Origin of the sequence: Streptomyces sp. NPDC046727 (assembly GCF_040645635.1) — a bacterium.
Taxonomy (GTDB): Bacteria; Actinomycetota; Actinomycetes; order Streptomycetales; family Streptomycetaceae; genus Streptomyces.
The window spans coordinates 88,472-107,935 of sequence record NZ_JBEYYR010000001.1 but is presented as its reverse complement, the minus strand read 5'-3'; the positions used below and the strand labels follow the sequence as shown (position 1 = coordinate 107,935).

General features: G+C 73.0%; 20 protein-coding genes. 18 read left to right on the top strand and 2 right to left on the bottom strand.

Annotated elements, in window-relative coordinates:
* Positions 1-9 precede the first annotated feature (9 nt).
* The 12 genes from ABZ937_RS00545 to ABZ937_RS00490 all read left to right on the top strand — a co-directional run bounded on the left by ABZ937_RS00545 (position 10) and on the right by ABZ937_RS00490 (position 11,040).
* Complete coding sequence (locus ABZ937_RS00545; RefSeq protein WP_361684136.1) at positions 10-216, top strand: MbtH family protein; 207 nt, start codon at positions 10-12, stop codon at positions 214-216.
* A 2-nt stretch (positions 217-218) separates the two neighbouring features.
* Positions 219-1,232 (top strand): ATP-binding cassette domain-containing protein, encoded by a 1,014-nt coding sequence (locus ABZ937_RS00540; protein WP_361684134.1) that lies wholly within the window; start codon positions 219-221, stop codon positions 1,230-1,232.
* Positions 1,229-2,077 (top strand): ABC transporter permease, encoded by an 849-nt coding sequence (locus ABZ937_RS00535; protein ID WP_361684132.1) that lies wholly within the window; start codon positions 1,229-1,231, stop codon positions 2,075-2,077. Before ABZ937_RS00540 ends, ABZ937_RS00535 begins: the two co-directional genes overlap by 4 nt.
* A gap of 182 nt (positions 2,078-2,259) precedes the next feature.
* Complete coding sequence (locus ABZ937_RS00530; protein ID WP_361684131.1) at positions 2,260-2,511, top strand: acyl carrier protein; 252 nt, start codon at positions 2,260-2,262, stop codon at positions 2,509-2,511.
* A gap of 5 nt (positions 2,512-2,516) precedes the next feature.
* Positions 2,517-3,773, top strand: coding sequence for a beta-ketoacyl-[acyl-carrier-protein] synthase family protein (locus tag ABZ937_RS00525; RefSeq protein ID WP_361684129.1), 1,257 nt, complete (start codon positions 2,517-2,519; stop codon positions 3,771-3,773).
* Complete coding sequence (locus ABZ937_RS00520; protein ID WP_361684127.1) at positions 3,770-4,897, top strand: beta-ketoacyl synthase N-terminal-like domain-containing protein; 1,128 nt, start codon at positions 3,770-3,772, stop codon at positions 4,895-4,897. Before ABZ937_RS00525 ends, ABZ937_RS00520 begins: the two co-directional genes overlap by 4 nt.
* A complete protein-coding gene (gene fabG / locus ABZ937_RS00515) occupies positions 4,894-5,622 on the top strand; it encodes a 3-oxoacyl-[acyl-carrier-protein] reductase (protein ID WP_361684125.1) in 729 nt (242 codons plus the stop codon). Before ABZ937_RS00520 ends, fabG begins: the two co-directional genes overlap by 4 nt.
* A gap of 11 nt (positions 5,623-5,633) precedes the next feature.
* Positions 5,634-7,325: an NAD(P)/FAD-dependent oxidoreductase gene (locus ABZ937_RS00510; protein ID WP_361684123.1), complete on the top strand. Its 1,692-nt coding sequence runs from the start codon at positions 5,634-5,636 to the stop codon at positions 7,323-7,325.
* Positions 7,326-7,360: 35 nt separating this feature from the next.
* The gene (gene sbnB, locus ABZ937_RS00505) at positions 7,361-8,404 is read left to right on the top strand and encodes a 2,3-diaminopropionate biosynthesis protein SbnB (protein ID WP_361684121.1); all 1,044 of its coding nucleotides are present in this window, start codon (positions 7,361-7,363) and stop codon (positions 8,402-8,404) included.
* A 123-nt stretch (positions 8,405-8,527) separates the two neighbouring features.
* Positions 8,528-8,992, top strand: coding sequence for a MaoC family dehydratase (locus ABZ937_RS00500; protein WP_361684718.1), 465 nt, complete (start codon positions 8,528-8,530; stop codon positions 8,990-8,992).
* A gap of 117 nt (positions 8,993-9,109) precedes the next feature.
* Complete coding sequence (locus tag ABZ937_RS00495) at positions 9,110-10,432, top strand: sensor histidine kinase (protein ID WP_361684118.1); 1,323 nt, start codon at positions 9,110-9,112, stop codon at positions 10,430-10,432.
* Positions 10,396-11,040 carry a response regulator transcription factor gene (locus tag ABZ937_RS00490; RefSeq protein ID WP_361684115.1) on the top strand — a complete coding sequence of 215 codons (645 nt, stop codon included), beginning with the start codon at positions 10,396-10,398 and terminating at the stop codon, positions 11,038-11,040. Before ABZ937_RS00495 ends, ABZ937_RS00490 begins: the two co-directional genes overlap by 37 nt.
* Positions 11,041-11,112: 72 nt before the next feature.
* On the opposite strand, the gene ABZ937_RS00485 is transcribed toward ABZ937_RS00490, so the two are convergent.
* Positions 11,113-11,712 carry a hypothetical protein gene (locus ABZ937_RS00485; RefSeq protein WP_361684112.1) on the bottom strand — a complete coding sequence of 200 codons (600 nt, stop codon included), beginning with the start codon at positions 11,710-11,712 and terminating at the stop codon, positions 11,113-11,115.
* 251 nt (positions 11,713-11,963) lie between these two features.
* Here ABZ937_RS00485 and ABZ937_RS00480 point away from each other — a divergent pair, with 251 nt between their 5' ends.
* The 6 genes from ABZ937_RS00480 to ABZ937_RS00455 all read left to right on the top strand — a co-directional run bounded on the left by ABZ937_RS00480 (position 11,964) and on the right by ABZ937_RS00455 (position 18,382).
* Positions 11,964-12,818, top strand: coding sequence for a bifunctional methylenetetrahydrofolate dehydrogenase/methenyltetrahydrofolate cyclohydrolase (locus ABZ937_RS00480; protein ID WP_361684109.1), 855 nt, complete (start codon positions 11,964-11,966; stop codon positions 12,816-12,818).
* The gene (locus tag ABZ937_RS00475; protein ID WP_361684106.1) at positions 12,808-13,254 is read left to right on the top strand and encodes a DUF3017 domain-containing protein; all 447 of its coding nucleotides are present in this window, start codon (positions 12,808-12,810) and stop codon (positions 13,252-13,254) included. Before ABZ937_RS00480 ends, ABZ937_RS00475 begins: the two co-directional genes overlap by 11 nt.
* 216 nt (positions 13,255-13,470) lie before the next feature.
* Positions 13,471-14,640, top strand: coding sequence for a sensor histidine kinase (locus tag ABZ937_RS00470; RefSeq protein WP_361684103.1), 1,170 nt, complete (start codon positions 13,471-13,473; stop codon positions 14,638-14,640).
* A gap of 33 nt (positions 14,641-14,673) precedes the next feature.
* Complete coding sequence (locus ABZ937_RS00465) at positions 14,674-15,342, top strand: response regulator transcription factor (protein ID WP_361684100.1); 669 nt, start codon at positions 14,674-14,676, stop codon at positions 15,340-15,342.
* A 122-nt stretch (positions 15,343-15,464) separates the two neighbouring features.
* Positions 15,465-17,078 carry a DUF2690 domain-containing protein gene (locus ABZ937_RS00460; RefSeq protein ID WP_361684097.1) on the top strand — a complete coding sequence of 538 codons (1,614 nt, stop codon included), beginning with the start codon at positions 15,465-15,467 and terminating at the stop codon, positions 17,076-17,078.
* A 314-nt stretch (positions 17,079-17,392) separates the two neighbouring features.
* A complete protein-coding gene (locus tag ABZ937_RS00455) occupies positions 17,393-18,382 on the top strand; it encodes a malate dehydrogenase (RefSeq protein WP_361472685.1) in 990 nt (329 codons plus the stop codon).
* Positions 18,383-18,628: 246 nt separating this feature from the next.
* On the opposite strand, the gene ABZ937_RS00450 is transcribed toward ABZ937_RS00455, so the two are convergent.
* Positions 18,629-19,453 (bottom strand): serine hydrolase domain-containing protein, encoded by an 825-nt coding sequence (locus ABZ937_RS00450; protein WP_361684094.1) that lies wholly within the window; start codon positions 19,451-19,453, stop codon positions 18,629-18,631.
* Positions 19,454-19,464: the final 11 nt, after the last annotated feature.

The following is a 19,464-nucleotide window of genomic DNA, read 5'->3' as shown; positions in this document are numbered from 1 at the left end:
AGACCCGCCATGGCCAATCCCTTCGACAACGAAGAGGGCACCTTCCTCGTCCTCGTCAACGACGAGGGGCAGCACTCCCTGTGGCCGTCCTTCGCCGCCGTACCCGACGGCTGGCGCGTGGCCCTGGACGCCACCGACCGTGCCTCCGCCGTCGCCTACGTGGAGAGCAACTGGACCGACCTGCGTCCGCTCAGCCTGCAGCGCCAGGCGGACTGACCGTGGCCGCGTCCGACACCGCGATCCTCGCCGAGGGGCTGGGCAAGACCTACCGCTCCCACACCGCACTGCACGGCATCGACCTTGCGGTGCCGGCCGGCACCGTCCTCGGGGTCCTCGGCCCCAACGGCGCGGGCAAGACCACCACCGTCCGCATCCTCGCCACCCTGGTGCAGCCGTCCGCCGGCCGGGCCAGCGTCGCCGGGTACGACGTGGTCCGCGAGGGCCGCGAGGTCCGCCGGCGCATCGGCCTGGCCGGGCAGTACGCCGCCGTCGACGAACTCCTCACCGGCCGCGAGAACCTCGTCCTGCTCGCCCGGCTGCTCCGGTTCGGGCGGCGCGGTGCCGTCCGCCGGGCCGCGCAGCTGCTGGAGAGGTTCGAGCTGACCGAGGCCGCCGACCGGCCCGCGGGCACCTACTCCGGCGGGATGCGCCGCCGGCTCGACCTGGCCACCTGCGTCATCGGCGACCCCGAGGTGCTGTTCCTGGACGAGCCCACCACCGGCCTTGACCCGGCCAGCCGCAACGTCCTGTGGGACGTGGTGCGCGACCTGGCCGCCGGCGGTGTGACCATCCTGCTCACCACCCAGTACCTGGAGGAGGCCGACCAGCTCGCCGACCGGATCGCCGTGATCGACGCCGGCCGGGTCATCGCCGAGGGCACCCCGGACACCCTCAAACGGAAGGTCGGCAGCGACCGCCTCGAAGTGACCGTGGCCGGCCCCGAGAACCTCGCCGACGCGGTCGCCGCGCTGGCCGTGCTCGGCGGTCCCGCCCCGGTCACCGACGAGGCCGCCCGCCGGGTCTCCGTACAGCTCGGCCAGGACGGCCTGGACGACCTCGCCCGCGCCGCGCAGGCCCTGCGCGACAAGGGAGTGCCCACCGTCGACGTCGAACTGCGCAAGCCGACGCTCGACGACGTCTTCTTCGACCTCACAGGCACGGGCCGGAAAGAGGAGCAGGAACCGACCCCACCCGAGAAGCCCGTGCCGGCCACGAAAGAGGTGTCCCAGTGACGGCCACGGCCACCACCCCGACCGCCGCCCGCCCCGGGCGGGCCGGACCCCTCCGCGGCCACCTCGGCGACACGCTCGCCCTGGCCGGCCGCCATCTCACCCATCTGCGCCGCTCACCGGGCCGGCTGGTGCTGGTCACCATGAACCCGCTGGTGATGCTGATCGCCGTCGGCTATCTGTTCCGCAACTCCATGCACATCCCGGGCGGTGTCGCCTACGAGGACTTCATCATGGCCGGCATCGCCATCCAGGTCGGGCTGACCGGGGTCGGTCCCACCGCGATCGGCGTCGCCCTCGACCTGCGGCACGGGCTGGTCGACCGGTTCCGCTCGCTGCCGATCTCCCCGTCCGCCGTCCTCCTCGGGCGCACCCTGTCCGACCTGGCCGTCGGCGCGGCCAGTCTCACCGCGGTCAGCCTCGTCGGCCTCGCCGTGGGCTGGCGCCCGCACGAGGGCGCGCTGCGCACCGCCGCCGGCTTCGGCGTGCTGCTCGCCTTCATCTACGTGATGACCTGGGTCGGCATCCTGCTCGGCACCACCCAGCGCAACATCGAGGCCATCGACGGCACCGGCGCCCTGGTGCTGGTCATCCTCAGCTTCCTGTCCAACGCCTACGTCCCCGTCGGCGGCCTGCCGGGCTGGCTGCGCCCGGTCGCCGAATGGAACCCCGTCACCTCGGTCATCACCACCTGCCGGCAGCTGTGGGGCAACGATCCCGGGCAGGCCGCCTCCGGTGGCTTCCCCGCGCACCACCCGGGCCTGGTGACCGCCGTGACCCTCACGGCGCTGCTGGCCGCCGCGGTGTGGGGCAGCGTCCGCGGGTTCCGCCGCGCGGGCGGGCGCTGACCGCCGTCAGCGGGCCGTCAGTTGACGGTCACTGGACAGTCATCGCCGCTGACTAGGTTTTTGCCGAGCCTCATCGCTGCCCTTTCCCGCGCAGCCTCTTTGCTCTTCTCGACTGTTTCTCCCAGCTTTTCCCAGCCTTTCCCGCATCATCGTCCGGCAATCCGAAAACGGAGGACCGAGCCATGACCACGGCCGCTCCCGAGCACCTCACCCGCATCCGGGAAATCATCGCCGAGAACATCGACGTGGACCTGGAGCGCCTTTCCGACACGGCGCTCTTCATCGACGAACTGGGTGCCGACTCCCTGAAGCTGATCGATGTCCTCAGCGCGCTGGAAATGGAGTTCTCCATCGTCATCGACATGAATGAACTGCCGAAGATGGTGAACGTGGAGGCCACCTACCGGGTGGCCGCCGAGGCCGCCGGCTGGTGACACCGATGACCACCACAGCATCCACCGGGCAGGCCGGGCAGCGCCGGGTCGTCGTCACCGGCTTCGGGGTCATCTCCAGCATCGGCACCGGAGTCGAGGAGTACACCGCCGGCCTGAAGGCCGGCCGGTCCGGCGCCCGGCCGATCACCCGCTTCGACACCGAGGGCTTCGGGCAGAACACCGCCTGCGAGGTCCCCGACTTCGAGCCGGAGCGCTGGATCCGCCGCATTCCGCTCGACCATGTGGGCCGCGCCGGCCAGTTCGCCGTCGCCGCGGCCCGCATGGCCGTCGAGGACGCCGGGCTGAGCGAGAGCGACCTCGCCGACCGGGCCGCCGTCATCACCGTCGGCACCACCGACGGCGAGTCCCACGACATCGCCGTACTCCTGGAGCAGGAGCTGGCCGCCGGGGACCCCGAGGCGATGGACCCGGTGCTCGCCCGCCGGATCAACGCCGGCCGGCTCTCCACCGCCATCGCCCGCGAACTGCGCATGCCGAACGTGGAGGCCACCACCGTCACCACGGCCTGCGCGGCCGGCAACTACTCGATCGGCTACGGCCTGGACGCCATCCGCTCCGGCGAGGTCGACCTCGCGCTGTGCGGCGGCGCCGACGCCGTCTGCCGCAAGGCGTTCGCCCTGTTCAAGCGGTTCGGCGCGCTCAGCCCGGACGTGGTGCGCCCGTTCGACAAGGACCGCCAGGGCATCCTCACCGGCGAGGGCGCCGGCATCCTCGTCCTGGAGAGCCTGGAGTCGGCCCTGGCCCGTGGCGCGCACATCTACGCCGAGGTCCTCGGCTACGGCCTCAGCTGCGACGCCGCCCACCCCACCGCCCCCAACCGGGAGGGGATCGCCCGGGGCATCCGGCTCGCCCTGGACGACGCCGGCGTCAAGCGGCAGGAGATCGACTTCATCTCCGCGCACGGCACCGGCACCAAGGCCAACGACAGCACCGAGACGGCGGCCATCCTGGACGTGTACGGGGACGAGCCGCCGCGCACGGTCGCCGTGAAGTCGATGCTGGGCCACTCGATGGGAGCGGCCAGCGCCCTCGGCGCCATCGCCTGCGGCCTCGCCATCGAGCACGGGTTCATCCCGCCCACCATCAACCACCGCGAGACCGACCCGGACTGCCCGCTCGACGTCGTGCCCAACGAGGCGGTCGAGGCCGACGTGCGGATCGTGCAGAACAACTCAAGTGCCTTCGCCGGCAACAACGCCGTGCTGATCCTGGGCGCCTACGGGGAGAGAGTCCGACCATGAGCAACGCAACTGCCGTCCCGCGGGCCGCGCTGCCCCGGGACACGCCCGTCATCACCGGCTGGTCGGCGGTGTCGCCGTACGGCATCGGCCGCGAGGCGTTCGCCGCCGGCGTGCGCGCCGGAGCGAGGACGGCCGTGAAGGCGGACCCCGGTCTCGGCACCCTGCCGTCGCCGGAGGTGTGCACCGTGCCCGGCTTCGACATCCAGGAGGTGCTCGGCAAGCGGGGCACCGCGAAGATGGACCGGCTCACCGCGCTCGCCCTCGTCGCCTCCGACGGGCTGCTGCGGGACGCCGACGGCAACCCGTCGGTCACCACCGACGACCTCACCGGCGTCGTCCTCGGCATCACCATGGGCAGCCTGGAGAACGTCACCGACTTCCTGCGCCAGTCCTACACCAACGCGCGCCCCTTCTACGTCGACGCCGGCCGCATCCCGTTCGGCAGCCTCAACCACGCCGCAGGCGCCACCGCCATCCGGCACGGTCTGAAGGGCCCCAACACCACGGTCGCCGGCGGCCGGGTCAGCGGACTGCTTGCCCTCAACTACGCCCGCCGGCTGCTCGCCCAGGGCCGGGCCACCAAGTACGTCGCCGGTTCCGCCGAGGAGTTCTCCGCCGCGCACGCCTGGTACGAGGCGACCGCCGCCGGGCCCGGCGGGGACGCGCCGCTGCTCGGCGAGGGCTGCGGGCTGTTCCTGGTGGAACCCGCGGGCCGGGCCGAACGCCCGCCGCTGGCCGCCGTGCTGAGCATCGAGACCCGCGTCGACATCGACGACGACCCCCTCGCCGCGGTCGGCGCCTGCGCCCGCCGCGCCCTGGAGCGGGCGGGGGTCCCCGCCGACGAGGTCTGGGCGGCCGTACCCTGCGCGGCGGCCGGTGCCGCCGGCCGCGCCGAGCACGAGGCGCTCGCCGCGCTGGTGCCGGCCGAGGCGCTGCGCCGGGTGCCGTCGATGGACCTCCTCGGCGACACCAGCGCGGCCACCGCGTCCTTCCAGATCGGCGCGGTGCTCTCGGTCGCCGCGGCCGACCCGGACTCCCGGGGCCGGGCCGCGCTGGTGACCGCCGTCGACCGGGACGGCGCCGTGGCCGCGGCCGTCCTGCGACTGCTCGGGGAGGACGCGTGACCGCGCTGGTCAGCGGGGGTTCCCGGGGCATCGGCCGGGCCGTCGTACGACGCCTGGCGCAGGACGGCCACGACGTGTCGTTCTGCTACCGCGCCAACCAGGACGCCGCCGAGGAACTCGCCAAGGAGGCCGCCGAGTACGGCACCCGGGTGCTCGCCGTGCGCTGCGACGTGGCCGACGCGGAGGACGTCCGCGAGTGGTTCGCGTACACCGAACGCGAACTCGGCCCCGTCGACACCGTCGTCACCTCGGCGGGCATCACCCGCGACCTGCCGCTGGTGCTGATGGGCCAGGAGGACTGGGACGCGGTGCTGCGCACCAATCTCGACGGCGTCTACCACGTGTGCCGGGCCGCCGCGTTCACCATGAGCAAGCGCAGGTCCGGCGCCATCGTCAACCTGTCCTCCGTGGCGGGGGTGTACGGCAACACCGGCCAGGCCAACTACGCCGCGTCCAAGGCCGGGATCATCGGTTTCACCAAGTCCCTCGCCAAGGAGCTGGGCCCGCGGGGCGTGCGCGCCAACGTCGTCGCCCCCGGGCTGATCGAGACCGACATGGTCGGCGGCATGCCGGCCGCGGCTCTGGAACGCCAGCTGAAGGGCGTGCCGCTGGGCCGCCTCGGCCGCGCCGAGGAGGTCGCGGACCTGGTGTCGTTCCTGGTGTCGGACCGGGCCGCGTACATCACCGGTTCGGTCGTCGAGATCCACGGCGGCGGCGTCTTCTGATGGGGGACCAGATGCGGGAAGCGGTTGAGCGCTACGACGCGATCGTGGTCGGCAGCGGCGTCGGCGGCCTGGTGACGGCCGGCTACCTGGCCGCCGACGGCCGCCGGGTCCTCGTCCTGGAGCAGCACGACGTGGCCGGCGGCAACGCGCACGTCTTCCGCCGCCGGCGCAAGTACGAGTTCGACGTCGGCACGCACTACCTCGGCGACTGCGGCCCGGACGGACTGCTGCCCGCCGTCCTCGCCGGGCTCGGCGTCGCCGACCGGGTGCGGTTCCGGCCGCTGGACAACGACGGCGGCTTCGACCGGATCATCACGCCCACCGCCCAGCTGGACGTACCGGCCGGCTGGGACCGCTACCGCGCCCGCCTCAAGGAGGCCCTGCCCGCCGAGGCCGACGCCGTGGACCGTTTCGTCGACCTCGCCACGGACGTCGCCGAGGCCGGCCGGGCCAGCCTGCTCGGCACCCCGATGGTGGAGCTGTTCCGCCGGTCACCGGAGACCATGCGGTGGAACCGGCGCACCCTCGGCCAGGCCCTGGACCACTGCGGGCTGTCCGCCAAGGGCCGTACCCTGCTCGCCGCGCAGGCCGGCAACTACGGCGCCCTGCCCGCCGACGTGGGCCTCGCCGAGCACGTCACGATGATGGACCACTACCTGCGCGGCGCCTACTACCCGGAGGGCGGCGGCCAGACCCTGGTGGCCGCCTTCGTGGAGGCCCTGGAGGCGTACGGCGGCGAGCTGCGCACCCGCTGCGAGGTGCGCCGCATCCTGGTCGAGCGGGGCCGTGCCACCGGCGTCGAACTCGCCGACGGCACCCGGATCTCCGCCCCGCTGGTCGTCTCCAACGCCGACTACCGCAGCACCGTCCTCGACCTGTGCGGCGGCGAGCGGAACTTCCCCGCCGACCTGGTCGACCGCACCCGCCGGGCCACCATGCGGGACGCGGTCGTCGCGGTGTACGTCGCCCTGGACACCGAACTGCCCGGCCTGCCCAACGCCAACATCTGGTGGCACGACAGCGACGACATGGAGGGCGCGCACGCCGCGATGCTGGAGCGGTACGCCCGCACCGGCACCCTGGACCGCATCCCCCAGCTCGCCTTCTCCTTCGCCTCCGTGAAGGACGCCGGGACCCCCGCCGTGTGCCCGCCGGGCCACAGCAACTTCCAGCTGATGACGATCCTCCCGCCCGGACCCGGCTTCTGGGGCACGGACGGCGGCCCGCTCGCGGGCGAGCCGTACCGCCGCAGGCCCGCCTACCTGGCCCGCAAGCGCCAGGTCACCGAGCTGGTCCTGGACACCGCCGAGCAGGTCCTCGGCACGTTCCGGGACCGGATCACCCATGTGGAGGCCGCCACCCCGCTCACCAACGAGCGCTACATCCGCGCCAGCGGCGGCACCCCGTACGGCATGGCCACCTGGGGCGGGCCCGGCCGGCGGCCCGATGTGCGCACCGAGATCGAGGGGCTGTACGTGGTCGGGCAGAACACCCGGCACGGCAGCGGCATGGCCGGGGTCGCCGCCGGCGGCATGGCCGCGGTCTCCCGGATCCTGGAGCGCCCCCTGCTCCCCGAGGTGATGTCCGGCACGGTGCTCGGCGATCCGGCCCGGCTGCCCCGGCGCGGGGCCGGCTGGGACCCGCTGCAGGTGTCGCGCGGACGCGCCCGGCGGCACGCCAAGGGCCTGGCCCGCATCGGCTGACCCGTCCCTCCCGAATTCCCTGGAGCAGTGTTCCCATGACCCCACAGGTGTCCCAGGTCCCGTCCTTCTCCGTGATCTCCGGTGCCCAGGTGCACCAGGCGCTCGCCGGGGCCGAGGACGAGGTCGTCGCCACCGTCGAGGCCGCCTACCGGCTGCACGGCGAGGCACAGACCGTGAACCCCGACTCGTACTTCCTGCGCTTCCCGGACCGGCCCTCCTCCCGGATCATCGCGCTGCCCGCCTCGGTGCGCGGTGACGTGGACGTGCACGGCATCAAGTGGATCTCCAGCTTCCCGGAGAACGTGGCCGCCGGCCTGCCGCGCGCCTCGGCCGTCCTCGTGCTCAACGACGCCGGGACGGGCTACCCGTTCGCCTGCCTGGAGTCCTCCATCATCAGCGCCGCGCGCACCGCCGCCTCCGCGGCCCTCGCGGCCGACCGGATCAGCCGGGCGCGCGGCACCCGGCCCACCCGGGTCGGCTTCTTCGGCACCGGCCTGATCGCCCGCTATCTGCACACCTACCTGGCGGCGACCGGCTTCGCCTTCGACGCCATCGGCGTGCACGACCTGTCCGCCGCGCACGCCGAGGGCTTCACCGGCTATCTGCGCCGCACGGCCGGCGACCGCACGGAGATCACCGTGCACGACAAGCCCGAGGACCTGATCCGCGCCAGCGATCTCGTCGTCTTCGCCACCGTCGCGGGCGAGCCGCATGTGACCGACCCCGGCTGGTTCACGCACCACCCGCTGGTGCTGCACGTGTCGCTGCGCGACCTGTCCCCGGAGATCATCCTCTCCGCGTGGAACACGGTCGACGACATCGACCACTGCCTGAAGGCGAACACCTCGCCCCACCTGGCCGAACAGCGCACCGGGAACCGGGACTTCATCGCCGGGACCCTGTACGACGTGCTGACCGGCGCGATCACCCCGCCCGCCGACCGGCCGGCGGTCTTCTCGCCGTTCGGCCTCGGCGTGCTCGACCTGGCGGTCGCCAAGTACGTCTACGACCGCGTCCGCGACGCCGACCAGCTGCACACCGTGCCCGGCTTCTTCCACGAGCTGAAGCGGTACGGCTGACCTCCGGTGCGCGCCGGAGCCGGTACGGTCTCCGGCGCGCGCTGACGAACGGATGACGGCCCGCTGACCGAACGGCCGCACGGCGGGCGACCGCCTTGTCCGGCGCTTCGGCAGCCGCACAGAATCGACGCCATGAGATCTTTCGCCAGTCTGGACGAGTTCTCCGCCGCCACCGGCGAACACCTCGGCTACAGCGCGTGGTTGCGGGTGACGCAGGACCAGGTGGACCGGTTCGCGGGGGCGACCGGCGACCTGCAGTGGATCCACACGGACCCGGAGCGGGCGGCGACCGGCCCGTTCGGCGGCACCATCCTGCACGGCTATCTGACCCTCGCCCTGCTGCCCGCCATGATGCGGGACATCTTCGACATCGAGAAGGTCGACATGGGCGTCAACTTCGGTCTGGACAAGGTGCGTTTCCCGCGCCCGGTGCCGGTCGGCTCCCGGGTGCGCGGCGGGGCGAAGCTCACCGGCGTACGGGAGACGCCCTCCGGTCATCTGGCCGCCGTCCGCATGACGGTGGAGGTGGAGGGCGAGCGCCGGGCCGCCTGTGTGGCCGACACGCTCTCGCTGTTCGTCGCTCCCTGACATTCCCCTGACGAGGCGGAAGAGGGGAGTTTTTACCACCGATTTCCCCGCCCCTCCGCCACCACAATGAGGGACTGTACGACGGAGCAGCAGCAAGGCCAGGAAGGAGCGAGTCGCATGGACGACCGCACGATGCAGCTGGGCGGGATCCGCCCGCCGGACGCGATCAGAGGATTCTCGGTGTCCGCCGGACTGACGGGCCTGCGCCGGGCGGTGACCCTGTGCTGGATGTCGATGGCGGCCTTCGGCCGTTCGCTCGCCGTGTCCGGCGCGATCAGCCTGGTCGGCCCGGGCCTCGGCATGGTGCCGCGGGCCATGGAGGGCGTGCGCAACCTGGCCGCGCAGCAGCGGGAACTCTCCCGGCGCTGGGCGGGCGTGGAGATCCCCGGCCCGCCCGGACCGCTGCCGCCGGCGCCCGCGGGTGCCTCCGGTGCCGTCGCCCGCTACCGCTGGATCATGAGCGACCCGCAGACCCGGCGGGAGTACGTCTGGGTGCTCACGGACCCGATCGCCGGCGGATTCCTGGCCTTCTTCCCGCTCGCGCTGATCCTCAGCGGTGCCTGGGGCGTGTTCCTCGCCTTCTTCGGTGTCCCGCTCTCCACCGAGTGGGACGGCCTGTGGTACCAGTTCATCCCGATCGAGGGCCAGGCCACGGCGGTCCTCGCCGGCGTCCTGGGCCTGCTCCAGCTGCCGCTGGCCCTGTGGGCGGCCCCGCGCGCGGTGCGCCGGCACGCCCTGTACACCAGGGCGATGCTGGCGCCGAGCGAGAGCGAGATGATGGCCAGCCGGATCCAGCACCTGGCCGCCACCCGCTCCGACGCGGTGGACACGCAGATGGCGGAGATCCGCCGGATCGAGCGCGACCTGCACGACGGCGCCCAGGCCCGCCTGGTTGCCATGGGCATGACTCTGGATGCGGCCGAGCACCTGCTGGAGACCAACCCCGAGGCCGTACGCGCCCTGCTGATCGAGGCCCGCCAGTCCTCCTCCGCGGCCCTGGAGGAGCTGCGCAACCTGGTCCGCGGCATCCACCCGCCGGTCCTCGCCGACCGCGGACTCGCCGACGCCGTACGGGCGTTGGCCATGACCTGCCCGGTGCGCACCGAGGTCCAGGTCGACCTGCCGGGCCGCCCCGAGATGCCCGTCGAGTCCGCCGCCTACTTCGCCATCTCCGAGATCCTCACCAATGTCGCGAAGCACGCGCGTGCCGACCGGGCCTGGATCGACCTTCGTTACGATCGAGGCATGCTCCACATCACCGTGACCGACGACGGTCAGGGCGGCGCCGACGCCTCCCGCGGCACCGGCCTGCGGGGCATCGAGCGCCGGCTCGCCACCTTCGACGGCGTGCTGGCCGTGAGCAGTCCGGTGGGTGGGCCGACGATGGTGACGATGGAGATCCCGTGCGTATTGTCCTCGCCGAAGACCACTTTCTCCTGAGGGACGGGCTGATCCGTCTGCTCGGGGCCTACGGCCACGACGTCGTGGCCGCCGTGGACAACGGCACCGATCTGCTCGAAGCGCTCAGCCGGGAACAGCCGGACGTCGCCGTCGTCGACGTCCGGCTCCCGCCGAACTTCACCGACGAGGGCCTGCGCGCCGTCCTGGCCGCGCGCAGGCAGAACCCCGACCTGCCGGTGCTCCTGCTCTCCCAGTACGTCGAACCGCTCTACGCCCGTGAGCTGCTCACCAGCGGCGGCCGGGGCGTCGGCTACATGCTCAAGGACCGCGTCACCAACGGCGCCCAGTTCCTGGACTCCATCCAGCGGGTGGCCGCCGGCGGCACCGCGATGGACCCCGAGGTCATCTCCCAGCTGCTGGTCCGCAAGGAGCGCGACGAATCCGTCGGCAGCCTCTCCGAACGCGAACGCGAGGTCCTCGAACTCGTCGCCCAGGGCCGCTCCAACGCGGGCATCGCCCAGGCCCTGTTCGTCACCGAGAAGGCCGTCGCCAAACACATCAGCAACATCTTCACCAAGCTGGGCCTCATCCCGACCGACGGCGACAACCGCCGGGTACTGGCGGTACTGGCCTATCTGGACCAGTGACCCCCCGAACGCGACCGGGCTGTGCCCCTCCTCGGGAGGGGCACAGCCCAGTCGGCCGGGTGTCGTCGGTGATCAGTAGCGCGGCCGGTTGAACCAGGCCGAGCCGGACGGGGCGATCATCGCCGCCGCCATGATGCCGCCGAAGCTCATCCACAGCAGCGCCGAGATCAGGCCGGCGCTGGAGCCCTGGTCCGCCGCGCTGATCAGGATCAGAACGCCGACGAGGGCGCCGAGGATGCCGTAGATCATCGTGGTGATGCGGATGCCCTGCCCGCCGCGGGAGAACTTCACTCCCAGCGTGATCGACAGCGCGGAGAGCCCCAGGAAGAGCAGCGCGAAGACGAGGGCGATGCCCGCGCCGTCGTGACCGATGTCGGAGAAGGTGTTGTCGCCGAAGGTGTCCTCGCCCGCGTTGGACACGTCGTTGATCGTCGCGGCGAGGTACAGGACGATGAGACCGATGACGATCTGCACGGCCGCCACGATGTAGAGCATGACCCGCGCCGTGACCATCAGGCCCGGCATCGTCTGAGGCATCATGTTGGCGGCCGGGTAGCCGGGGTACATGGGCTGCGGCGGGATGCCGGGAGCCTGCGGGTAGCCGTAGCCGGGAGCGGCCGGCGGCTGCTGCGGCGGCGCGCCGTAGGGGTTGTTCGGGTCGCCAAAGCTCATGGCGGTCTTCCTCCGTTGCGTTGCTCAAGTGCGGGGACGACGCGCGGCACGGTTCGGAGGAGAGTTCTACAGATGCGGTCCGTCCCCCCGGCACTGCCCGCGGCACTGTGTTCCCATCGTTCTTTAACGGGCTCTTACTTGTCCAGCCGGATACGCCAGGTGTTGTGCAAGTGCAACATCACTGATCATGCTGTGACATCAGAGGACGCCCGGATTGGAACCGGGGCCGGGTCATCCGCGAGGATGGGGGCATGACCGCCCAGATTCTCGATGGCAAGGCCACCGCAGCCGCGATCAAGTCCGATCTGACCGCCCGCGTGGCGGCGCTGAAGGAGAAGGGCGTCACGCCCGGCCTCGGCACGATCCTGGTCGGGGACGACCCCGGCAGCCAGAAGTACGTCGCGGGCAAGCACCGCGACTGCGCCCAGGTGGGCCTCGCCTCCATCCAGCGCGAGCTGCCGGCCACGGCCACCCAGGAGGAGATCGAGGCGGTCGTCCGCGAGCTGAACGAGGACCCGGCCTGCACCGGCTACATCGTCCAGCTGCCGCTGCCCAAGGGCATCGACGAGAACCGCGTCCTGGAGCTGATGGACCCGGCCAAGGACGCCGACGGCCTGCACCCGATGAACCTCGGCCGCCTCGTCCTGAACGAGCCCGCCCCGCTGCCCTGCACCCCCAACGGCATCATCACCCTGCTGCGCGCCCACGGCGTGGAGATCAAGGGCGCCGAGGTCGTGGTCGTCGGCCGCGGAGTCACCATCGGCCGCCCCATGCCGCTGCTGCTCACCCGGCGCAGCGAGAACGCCACCGTCACCCAGTGCCACACCGGCACCCGTGACCTCTCCGCCCACCTGAAGCGCGCCGACATCATCATCGCGGCGGCCGGCTTCCCGCACCTGATCCGCGCCGAGGACGTCAAGCCGGGCGCGGCCGTCCTCGACGTCGGCGTCTCCCGCAACGCCGAGGGCAAGATCGTCGGCGACGTCCACCCGGACGTGACCGAGGTGGCCGGCTGGATCTCCCCGAACCCCGGCGGTGTCGGCCCGATGACCCGGGCCCAGCTGCTGGTCAACGTGGTCGAGGCGGCGGAGCGCAGTGCCGGCTGAGGACACCCGCGGGCACGCGGAACCGACCGTGCAGGGGCGCCTGCGCCGCACCACCCGCCGCTTCCCGCTGTTCACCAGGGACACGGCCCGGCCCGAGGGCGGCGGCCGGGCCGCGGCCGGTGACGCCCCGGCGCCCGCCCGGCAGTGGCCGATGCTCGCCGTCACCGGCCTGGTCGCCGTCGGCCTGCTGGTGACCGCGCTGGACGCGCTCCGCCCGGGGACGCTGCTCATCGGCGTCGCCCTGCTGGGCGGTGCGGTGCTGCGCTGGCTGCTGCCGGACGTCGGCATGCTCGCCGTGCGCTCCCGCTTCACGGACATCGCCACCTACGCCGTGCTCGGCCTGGCGATCTGCCTGCTGGCGCTGATGATCCAGCCCGACCCGCTGCTGAAGATGCCGTTCCTGAAGGACATCCTGCACTTCACGCTCGCCAAGTAGCGGCCCGTCGCACGACAGGTGGCCCGCGCCTCCCCCGGGGACGCGGGCCACCGCCGTACCCCCTGCCCGACGCTACGGCCGCCCGTCGCGCACCGCCTCCGCCTCCGGGCCGAACCGCCCGTACCACCCCGGGAGGCGGCCGCCCGGTGACTGCAACTTCCGTGGTACCGCGTCCGGTTGACTCCGGTGCCCGGCCAGGCGCGTTACCCTGCGGCGATGCGACCGAGGACGCCCCGCCCGCTCGTCGTGGACACGTTGATCGCGGTGGCCATGGCCGTGGTCGCCGTCCTGCTCGCGCAGGAGTCCCGGTCACAGGGTTGGCCGGAACTCGACGCCCGCGCCTACGTCCTGGTCGCGCTCGCCCACCTCCCCGTCGCCCTGCGCGGCCGCCGCCCCGTCGTCGTCTTCGCCGTCGTCGAGACCGCGGCGACCGGCTACATCACCCTCGGCTACTGGCCGGTGGTGTGCACCTTCGGCGCCATGCTCGCCCTGTACACCGTGGCCTCCGTCCGCTCCCTGCGCACCGCCCTGGCCTGCGCCGGCTGCACGGGCGCGGTCTGGGTGTACGCCGGCGTGGTCAGCCACACCCCGTCCATGGCCTCCGTGCTCGGCCAGGCGCTGCTGTACAGCTCGGTGCTCGTCTGGTTCGGGCACCTGGCCCGCCGCTCCGCCGAACTCACCCGGCGGCTGCGCGCCGAACAGGCCGAGCGGGCCCGGCGCGCGGTCGCCGAGGAACGCGGCCGGATCGCCCGCGAACTGCACGACGTCGTCGCCCACCACATGTCGGTCATCTCGGTGCAGGCCGGACTCGCCCGGTTCGTCTTCGACTCGAACCCCGGCACGGCGCGCGGCGCGCTCGGCACCATCGCCGACACCAGCGGCGAGGCCCTGGAGGAGCTGCGCCGCATGCTCCAGGTGCTGCGCGAGGAGGACCCCGAGGCGCCCGAACGCGCGCCGATGCCCACCCTGGCCCGGCTCGGCGACCTCCTCGACCGGGTCCGGGCCGGAGGTCTGCCCGTGGACCTCGCCGTCGAGGGCACCGCCCGCCCGCTGCCGCCCGGCGTCGAACTGTGCGCCTACCGCGTCGTCCAGGAGGCCCTCACCAACGCCCTCAAGCACGCCGGCCCCGCCCGCGCGCGCGTGGAACTCCGGTACGGAGCCCACGAGCTGACCGTCCGTGTCACCGACGACGGGGAGGGGGCGGATCCGGCCAGAGTGCCGAAGGGCAGCGGACACGGCTTGATTGGCATGCGCGAGCGGGCCAAGCTCTACGGCGGGACCATCGTGGTAGGTCCACGCTCCGAAGGCGGCTACGAGGTGCGGCTGACCCTGCCGACCTCGGCCGCCGACCGCGGCCGCGGGGGCATGCCGGAGACGGAGCGGTGACGGGGGCGCACGGCGGGGGGACGACCGTACGGGATGACCAGAGTGCTCGTCGTGGACGACCAGTTCCTCATCCGCGCCGGACTTGTCGGCCTGCTCGACGCCGCGCCCGGCTTCGAGGTGGTGGGCGAGGCCGCGGACGGCGAGGAGGCCGTACGGCTCGCCGCCGAGACCCGCCCCGACGTCGTCCTCATGGACATCCGGATGCCCGGCGTCAACGGCATCGAGGCCACCGGACGCATCCTCGCCCAGGCCGTCGAACGCCCGCCCCGCGTCCTGGTGCTGACCACCTTCGACCTGGACGAGTACGTGTACGGGGCACTGCGCGCCGGCGCCTCCGGGTTCCTGCTGAAGGACTCCGGGCCCGAGCGGCTGCTCGCGGCGGTCACCGCGGTCGACGGCGGCGACGCGCTCTTCGCGCCCAGCGTCACCCGGCGCCTCGTCGAGGCGTTCGCCAGACAGCAGGAACCCGCCGACGGCACCGCGGCGCCGCCCGACCTCGACGTGCTCACCTCCCGTGAGGTGGAGGTCCTCAAGCTCACCGCGCGCGGCCTGTCCAACCTGGAGATCGCCGACCGGCTCTACATCAGCGAGGCCACCGTCAAGACCCACCTCAACCGCACCATGACCAAGCTCGACCTGGGCAGCCGGGCGCAGGCGGTGGTGCTGGCGTACGAGACGGGACTGGTGACCCCCGGCGGTTGATCCCCGCCCCCGCTCGTGTGCACCCCGTCCCGGGAACTGGGATCCTTGGTCAGCGCATCCCTGTGGGTGGCCGGGGGTCCTGCGCGCGATCGACAGCACGACCGGGGAAGAGGGGGAGACCCATGCCTCGCTGGAAAGCCTTGCCGGATGATCTGGACCCGCAGATCAAGGAGTTCACCGGCCAGTTGCGGCAACTCGTGGACCGCAGCGGCCTGAGCGTCGCGGCACTGGCCGACCGTACGGGCTACAGCCCGACGTCCTGGGAGCGGTACCTGGGGGGCCGGCTCCTCGCACCCAAGGGCGCGGTCATCGCGCTCGCCGAGGCCACCGGCGCCAGCCCCGTCCATCTGACCACCCTGTGGGAGCTGGCCGAACGCGCCTGGAGCCGGGCGGAGATGCGGCACGACCACACCATCTCGGCAATCAGCATCGCCGAGGCCCGAGCCGCCCTGGGAACCGTAGGCACACCGACCGAGCCGGTCGGGGGAGCGTCCACGGGGAAGCCGGACGGGACGGCCGGCGGGAAGGCTGGCGGCAAGACCGGCGGGTCGGCACGCGGGTCGGCTGGTGGATCGGCTCGCGGGGCGGCTGGTGGGTCGGTCGGCGGGAAGACCGGAGGGGCGGCCGGTGGGTTGGCTGCCGGGTCGGCCGGCGGGAACATCGGTGGGTCGGCTCGCGGGGCGGCCGACGGGACCGCTGGGGCGGCCGACGGGACCGCTGGGTCGGCCGACGGGACCGCTGGGTCGGCCGACGGGACCGCTGGGTCGGTCGACGGGTTGGCTGCCGGGTCGGCTGGTGGGAAGACCGGCTGGGCGGCCGACCGGAAGGGCAGCGGGAAGAACGGCGGCGAGGAGGCCGGCCGGGGCGGCGGCAACGGCTTCGGTGCCGCCGTCGTGCCGGGCGTCGCCGGTCCCGCCGGGGTCTCGCCGACGTTCCCCGCCCAGCCCGCGGACGCGGTGCCCGGCGGTGCCGACACGCCCGGCAGGAACTCCTGGGGGCTGGCGGGCTACCGGGGCCCGTCGGAGAAGAGCGCCCGCCCGGGCACCCGGCCGCCGGCCCGCCCGGACGGCTCCGCGCGCACCCCGGAGGGGCCCGGCACCCGGCCTCAGGCCCGCCCGGACGGCTCCGCGCGCACCCCGTCCGACCCGCCCCGCACCCCGGAGGGGCCCGGCACCCCGGGCCCCTCCGGCGGGCAGCCCGCGGTGGCCCCGCGACCGGCACCGGCGACGGAGTGGTCGCCGCGCCGCCAGCAGCTGACGATGTTCTTCGCGGGCCTGTTCGGCGTGCTCGTCCTCATCGCCGGCGTCTTCTTCTTCACCCACCCAGGCGGCGACGGCCACAAGAACGAGGGCACCGCCAAGTCGCCCGCCCCGTCGGCCCGTACCCGTACGAGCCTGCCCCCCGGCGTCAAGTGCGCCGGCTCCGCCTGCACCGGCAAGGACGCCGAGGCCATGGGGTGCGCGCGCGACCTGGTGACCACCGCCCGGACCGTCGCCCTCGGCACCACCACCCTGGAGGTCCGCTACAGCAGAGCGTGCGGCACGGCCTGGGGCCGGATCACCAGCGGCGCGCCCGGCGACAGCGTGCGGCTGACCGCGGGCAAGGTCCGGCAGTCGGGGGACATCACCGTGGCCGGGGACACCATCGCGTACACCCCGATGATCGCGGTGAAGGACCCGGGGGAGGCCCGGGCCTGCGCCACGCTGGCCTCGGGACGCACGGGCTGCACGAAGTAGCGGCCCCCGGCAGGAATGGCCGCCGGGAAAGTGGGCACGCGAGGAGTACCCCCCACGGGAGTCCGGCAACGGTGTCCCGGAACGGCGGCCGTCTCCGTCCCCCCTCTCCCGGACGGACGGCCGCCTCTTCATGTCCGCGGCCGTCGCGCCGATACGTCCGAGCTGGTCCCCTTGTGGGGTGAGCCACAGGGCCCCGCACGTCTCGCATGGCGGATGCGCGATAGCCTGACCGCTGGATCTCTCTTGATACCAAGAGATCGATCATCCGCCCGGGGCAGGGACGCCCCACCGCCAGCTGTCATACGGAGAACGCCATGACCCGCACTCCCGTGAACGTCACCGTCACCGGCGCGGCCGGCCAGATCGGTTACGCCCTGCTCTTCCGCATCGCCTCCGGCCAGCTGCTCGGCGCGGACGTGCCGGTCAAGCTGCGCCTCCTGGAGATCACCCCCGCGCTCAAGGCCGCCGAGGGCACGGCCATGGAGCTGGACGACTGCGCCTTCCCGCTGCTCCAGGGCATCGAGATCACCGACGACCCGAACGTCGCCTTCGACGGCGCCAACGTAGCCCTCCTCGTCGGTGCCCGCCCGCGCACCAAGGGCATGGAGCGCGGTGACCTGCTGGAGGCCAACGGCGGCATCTTCAAGCCGCAGGGCAAGGCCATCAACGACCACGCCGCGGACGACATCAAGGTCCTCGTCGTCGGCAACCCGGCCAACACCAACGCGCTGATCGCCCAGGCCGCCGCCCCGGACGTCCCGGCCGAGCGCTTCACCGCGATGACCCGCCTGGACCACAACCGCGCGCTGACCCAGCTCGCGAAGAAAACCGGCTCCACGGTCGCCGACATCAAGCGCCTGACCATCTGGGGCAACCACTCCGCCACCCAGTACCCGGACATCTTCCACGCCACGGTCGCCGGCAAGAACGCCGCCGAGGTCGTGAACGACGAGAAGTGGCTGGCCGAGGACTTCATCCCGACCGTCGCCAAGCGCGGTGCCGCGATCATCGAGGCCCGTGGCGCGTCCTCCGCCGCCTCCGCCGCCAACGCCGCCATCGACCACGTCCACACCTGGGTCAACGGCACCGCCGAGGGCGACTGGACCTCCATGGGCATCCCGTCGGACGGTTCCTACGGCGTCCCGGAGGGCCTGATCTCCTCCTTCCCGGTCACCTGCAAGGACGGCAAGTACGAGATCGTCCAGGGCCTGGACATCAACGAGTTCTCCCGCGCCCGCATCGACGCCTCCGTCAAGGAGCTGTCGGAGGAGCGCGAGGCGGTCCGCGGTCTCGGCCTCATCTGATCCGACGTGGTGTCACCCGGCGCCGGTGCGCTATAGTTGATCACGCACCGGCCGCCGGGAAACCGGCACCAGGTGATGCGTTGGTGGTCCAAGGAAAGACGCCCCGCTTCCTGCGGGGAGATGCAGGTGCAAGGCCTGCCCGGCGCTCCACACACGAAGTCCCCTCCCGCGGTGCGCGGGAGGGGACTTCGTCGTATGCCGGGCGCTCCCGCCCGAGCACCGGGCGGGAGCGGGCCCGGCGGCGGGTCACTTCCCCCGCTTGAGCACCTCGATCCCGGCCTCGTCCGTCTGCTCCGCCCGCCCGTTCAGCCGGTGGACCACGACCCACCGCCCGTCCTCCAGCGCCCCGGCGAACACGGACGCGTCCCCGGTGGCGCCGTTGTGCCAGCGCAGCGGCCCCGCCGACTGCCAGCTGACGGACGGCTCGCCAAGGCGCCGCTCCACCAGCAGCCGTACGACGAGATCCGCGGTGGCGCGCGGCGTCGCCCACAGGCCGCCCGCCGGGAGGATCGCCCCGTCCATCGTCCACGGCCGGCGCCGCACGCCCGGCCAGAACCCCGGCGCCGTCAGCCGCTGCCCGGGAGCCGGGTGCGCGGTCACCTCGGTGACGTCCAACGGCCGCAGGACGTAGGTGTCCAGCAGTTCCTCGTAGGCCGCGCCGCCCGCGGCGGACAGGGCCGCGCCGAGGACGGCGTACCCGAGGTTGGAGTACTCCTCGTCCCCCGGCGGCCGTTCGGCGACGGTGTCCAGGACGCGCACCAGCGCCAGCAACTCCGCCCGGCCGAAGGCCGCGTACGGATCCCGGCCGCCGAGGCGCGGCGGCAGCCGGGGGAGGCCCGAGGTGTGCCGGGCCAGGTTCAGCAGGGTGATGCCGGTGCCGGGCGGCGCCGGGAGCCAGCGTTCGACGGGGTCGTCGAGGCCGACCACGCCCGCCTCCGCCATACGGGCCAGCAGCGTGCCGGTCAGCGCCTTGGTGAGGGACCCGATCTGGACGTGCCGGTCCAGCGCGTGCCCGCCGGTCACCCGCGGCGGGCCCGCGTCGCTCAGCACACAGGTCGGGATACGGCGCACGGTGGGTCCTC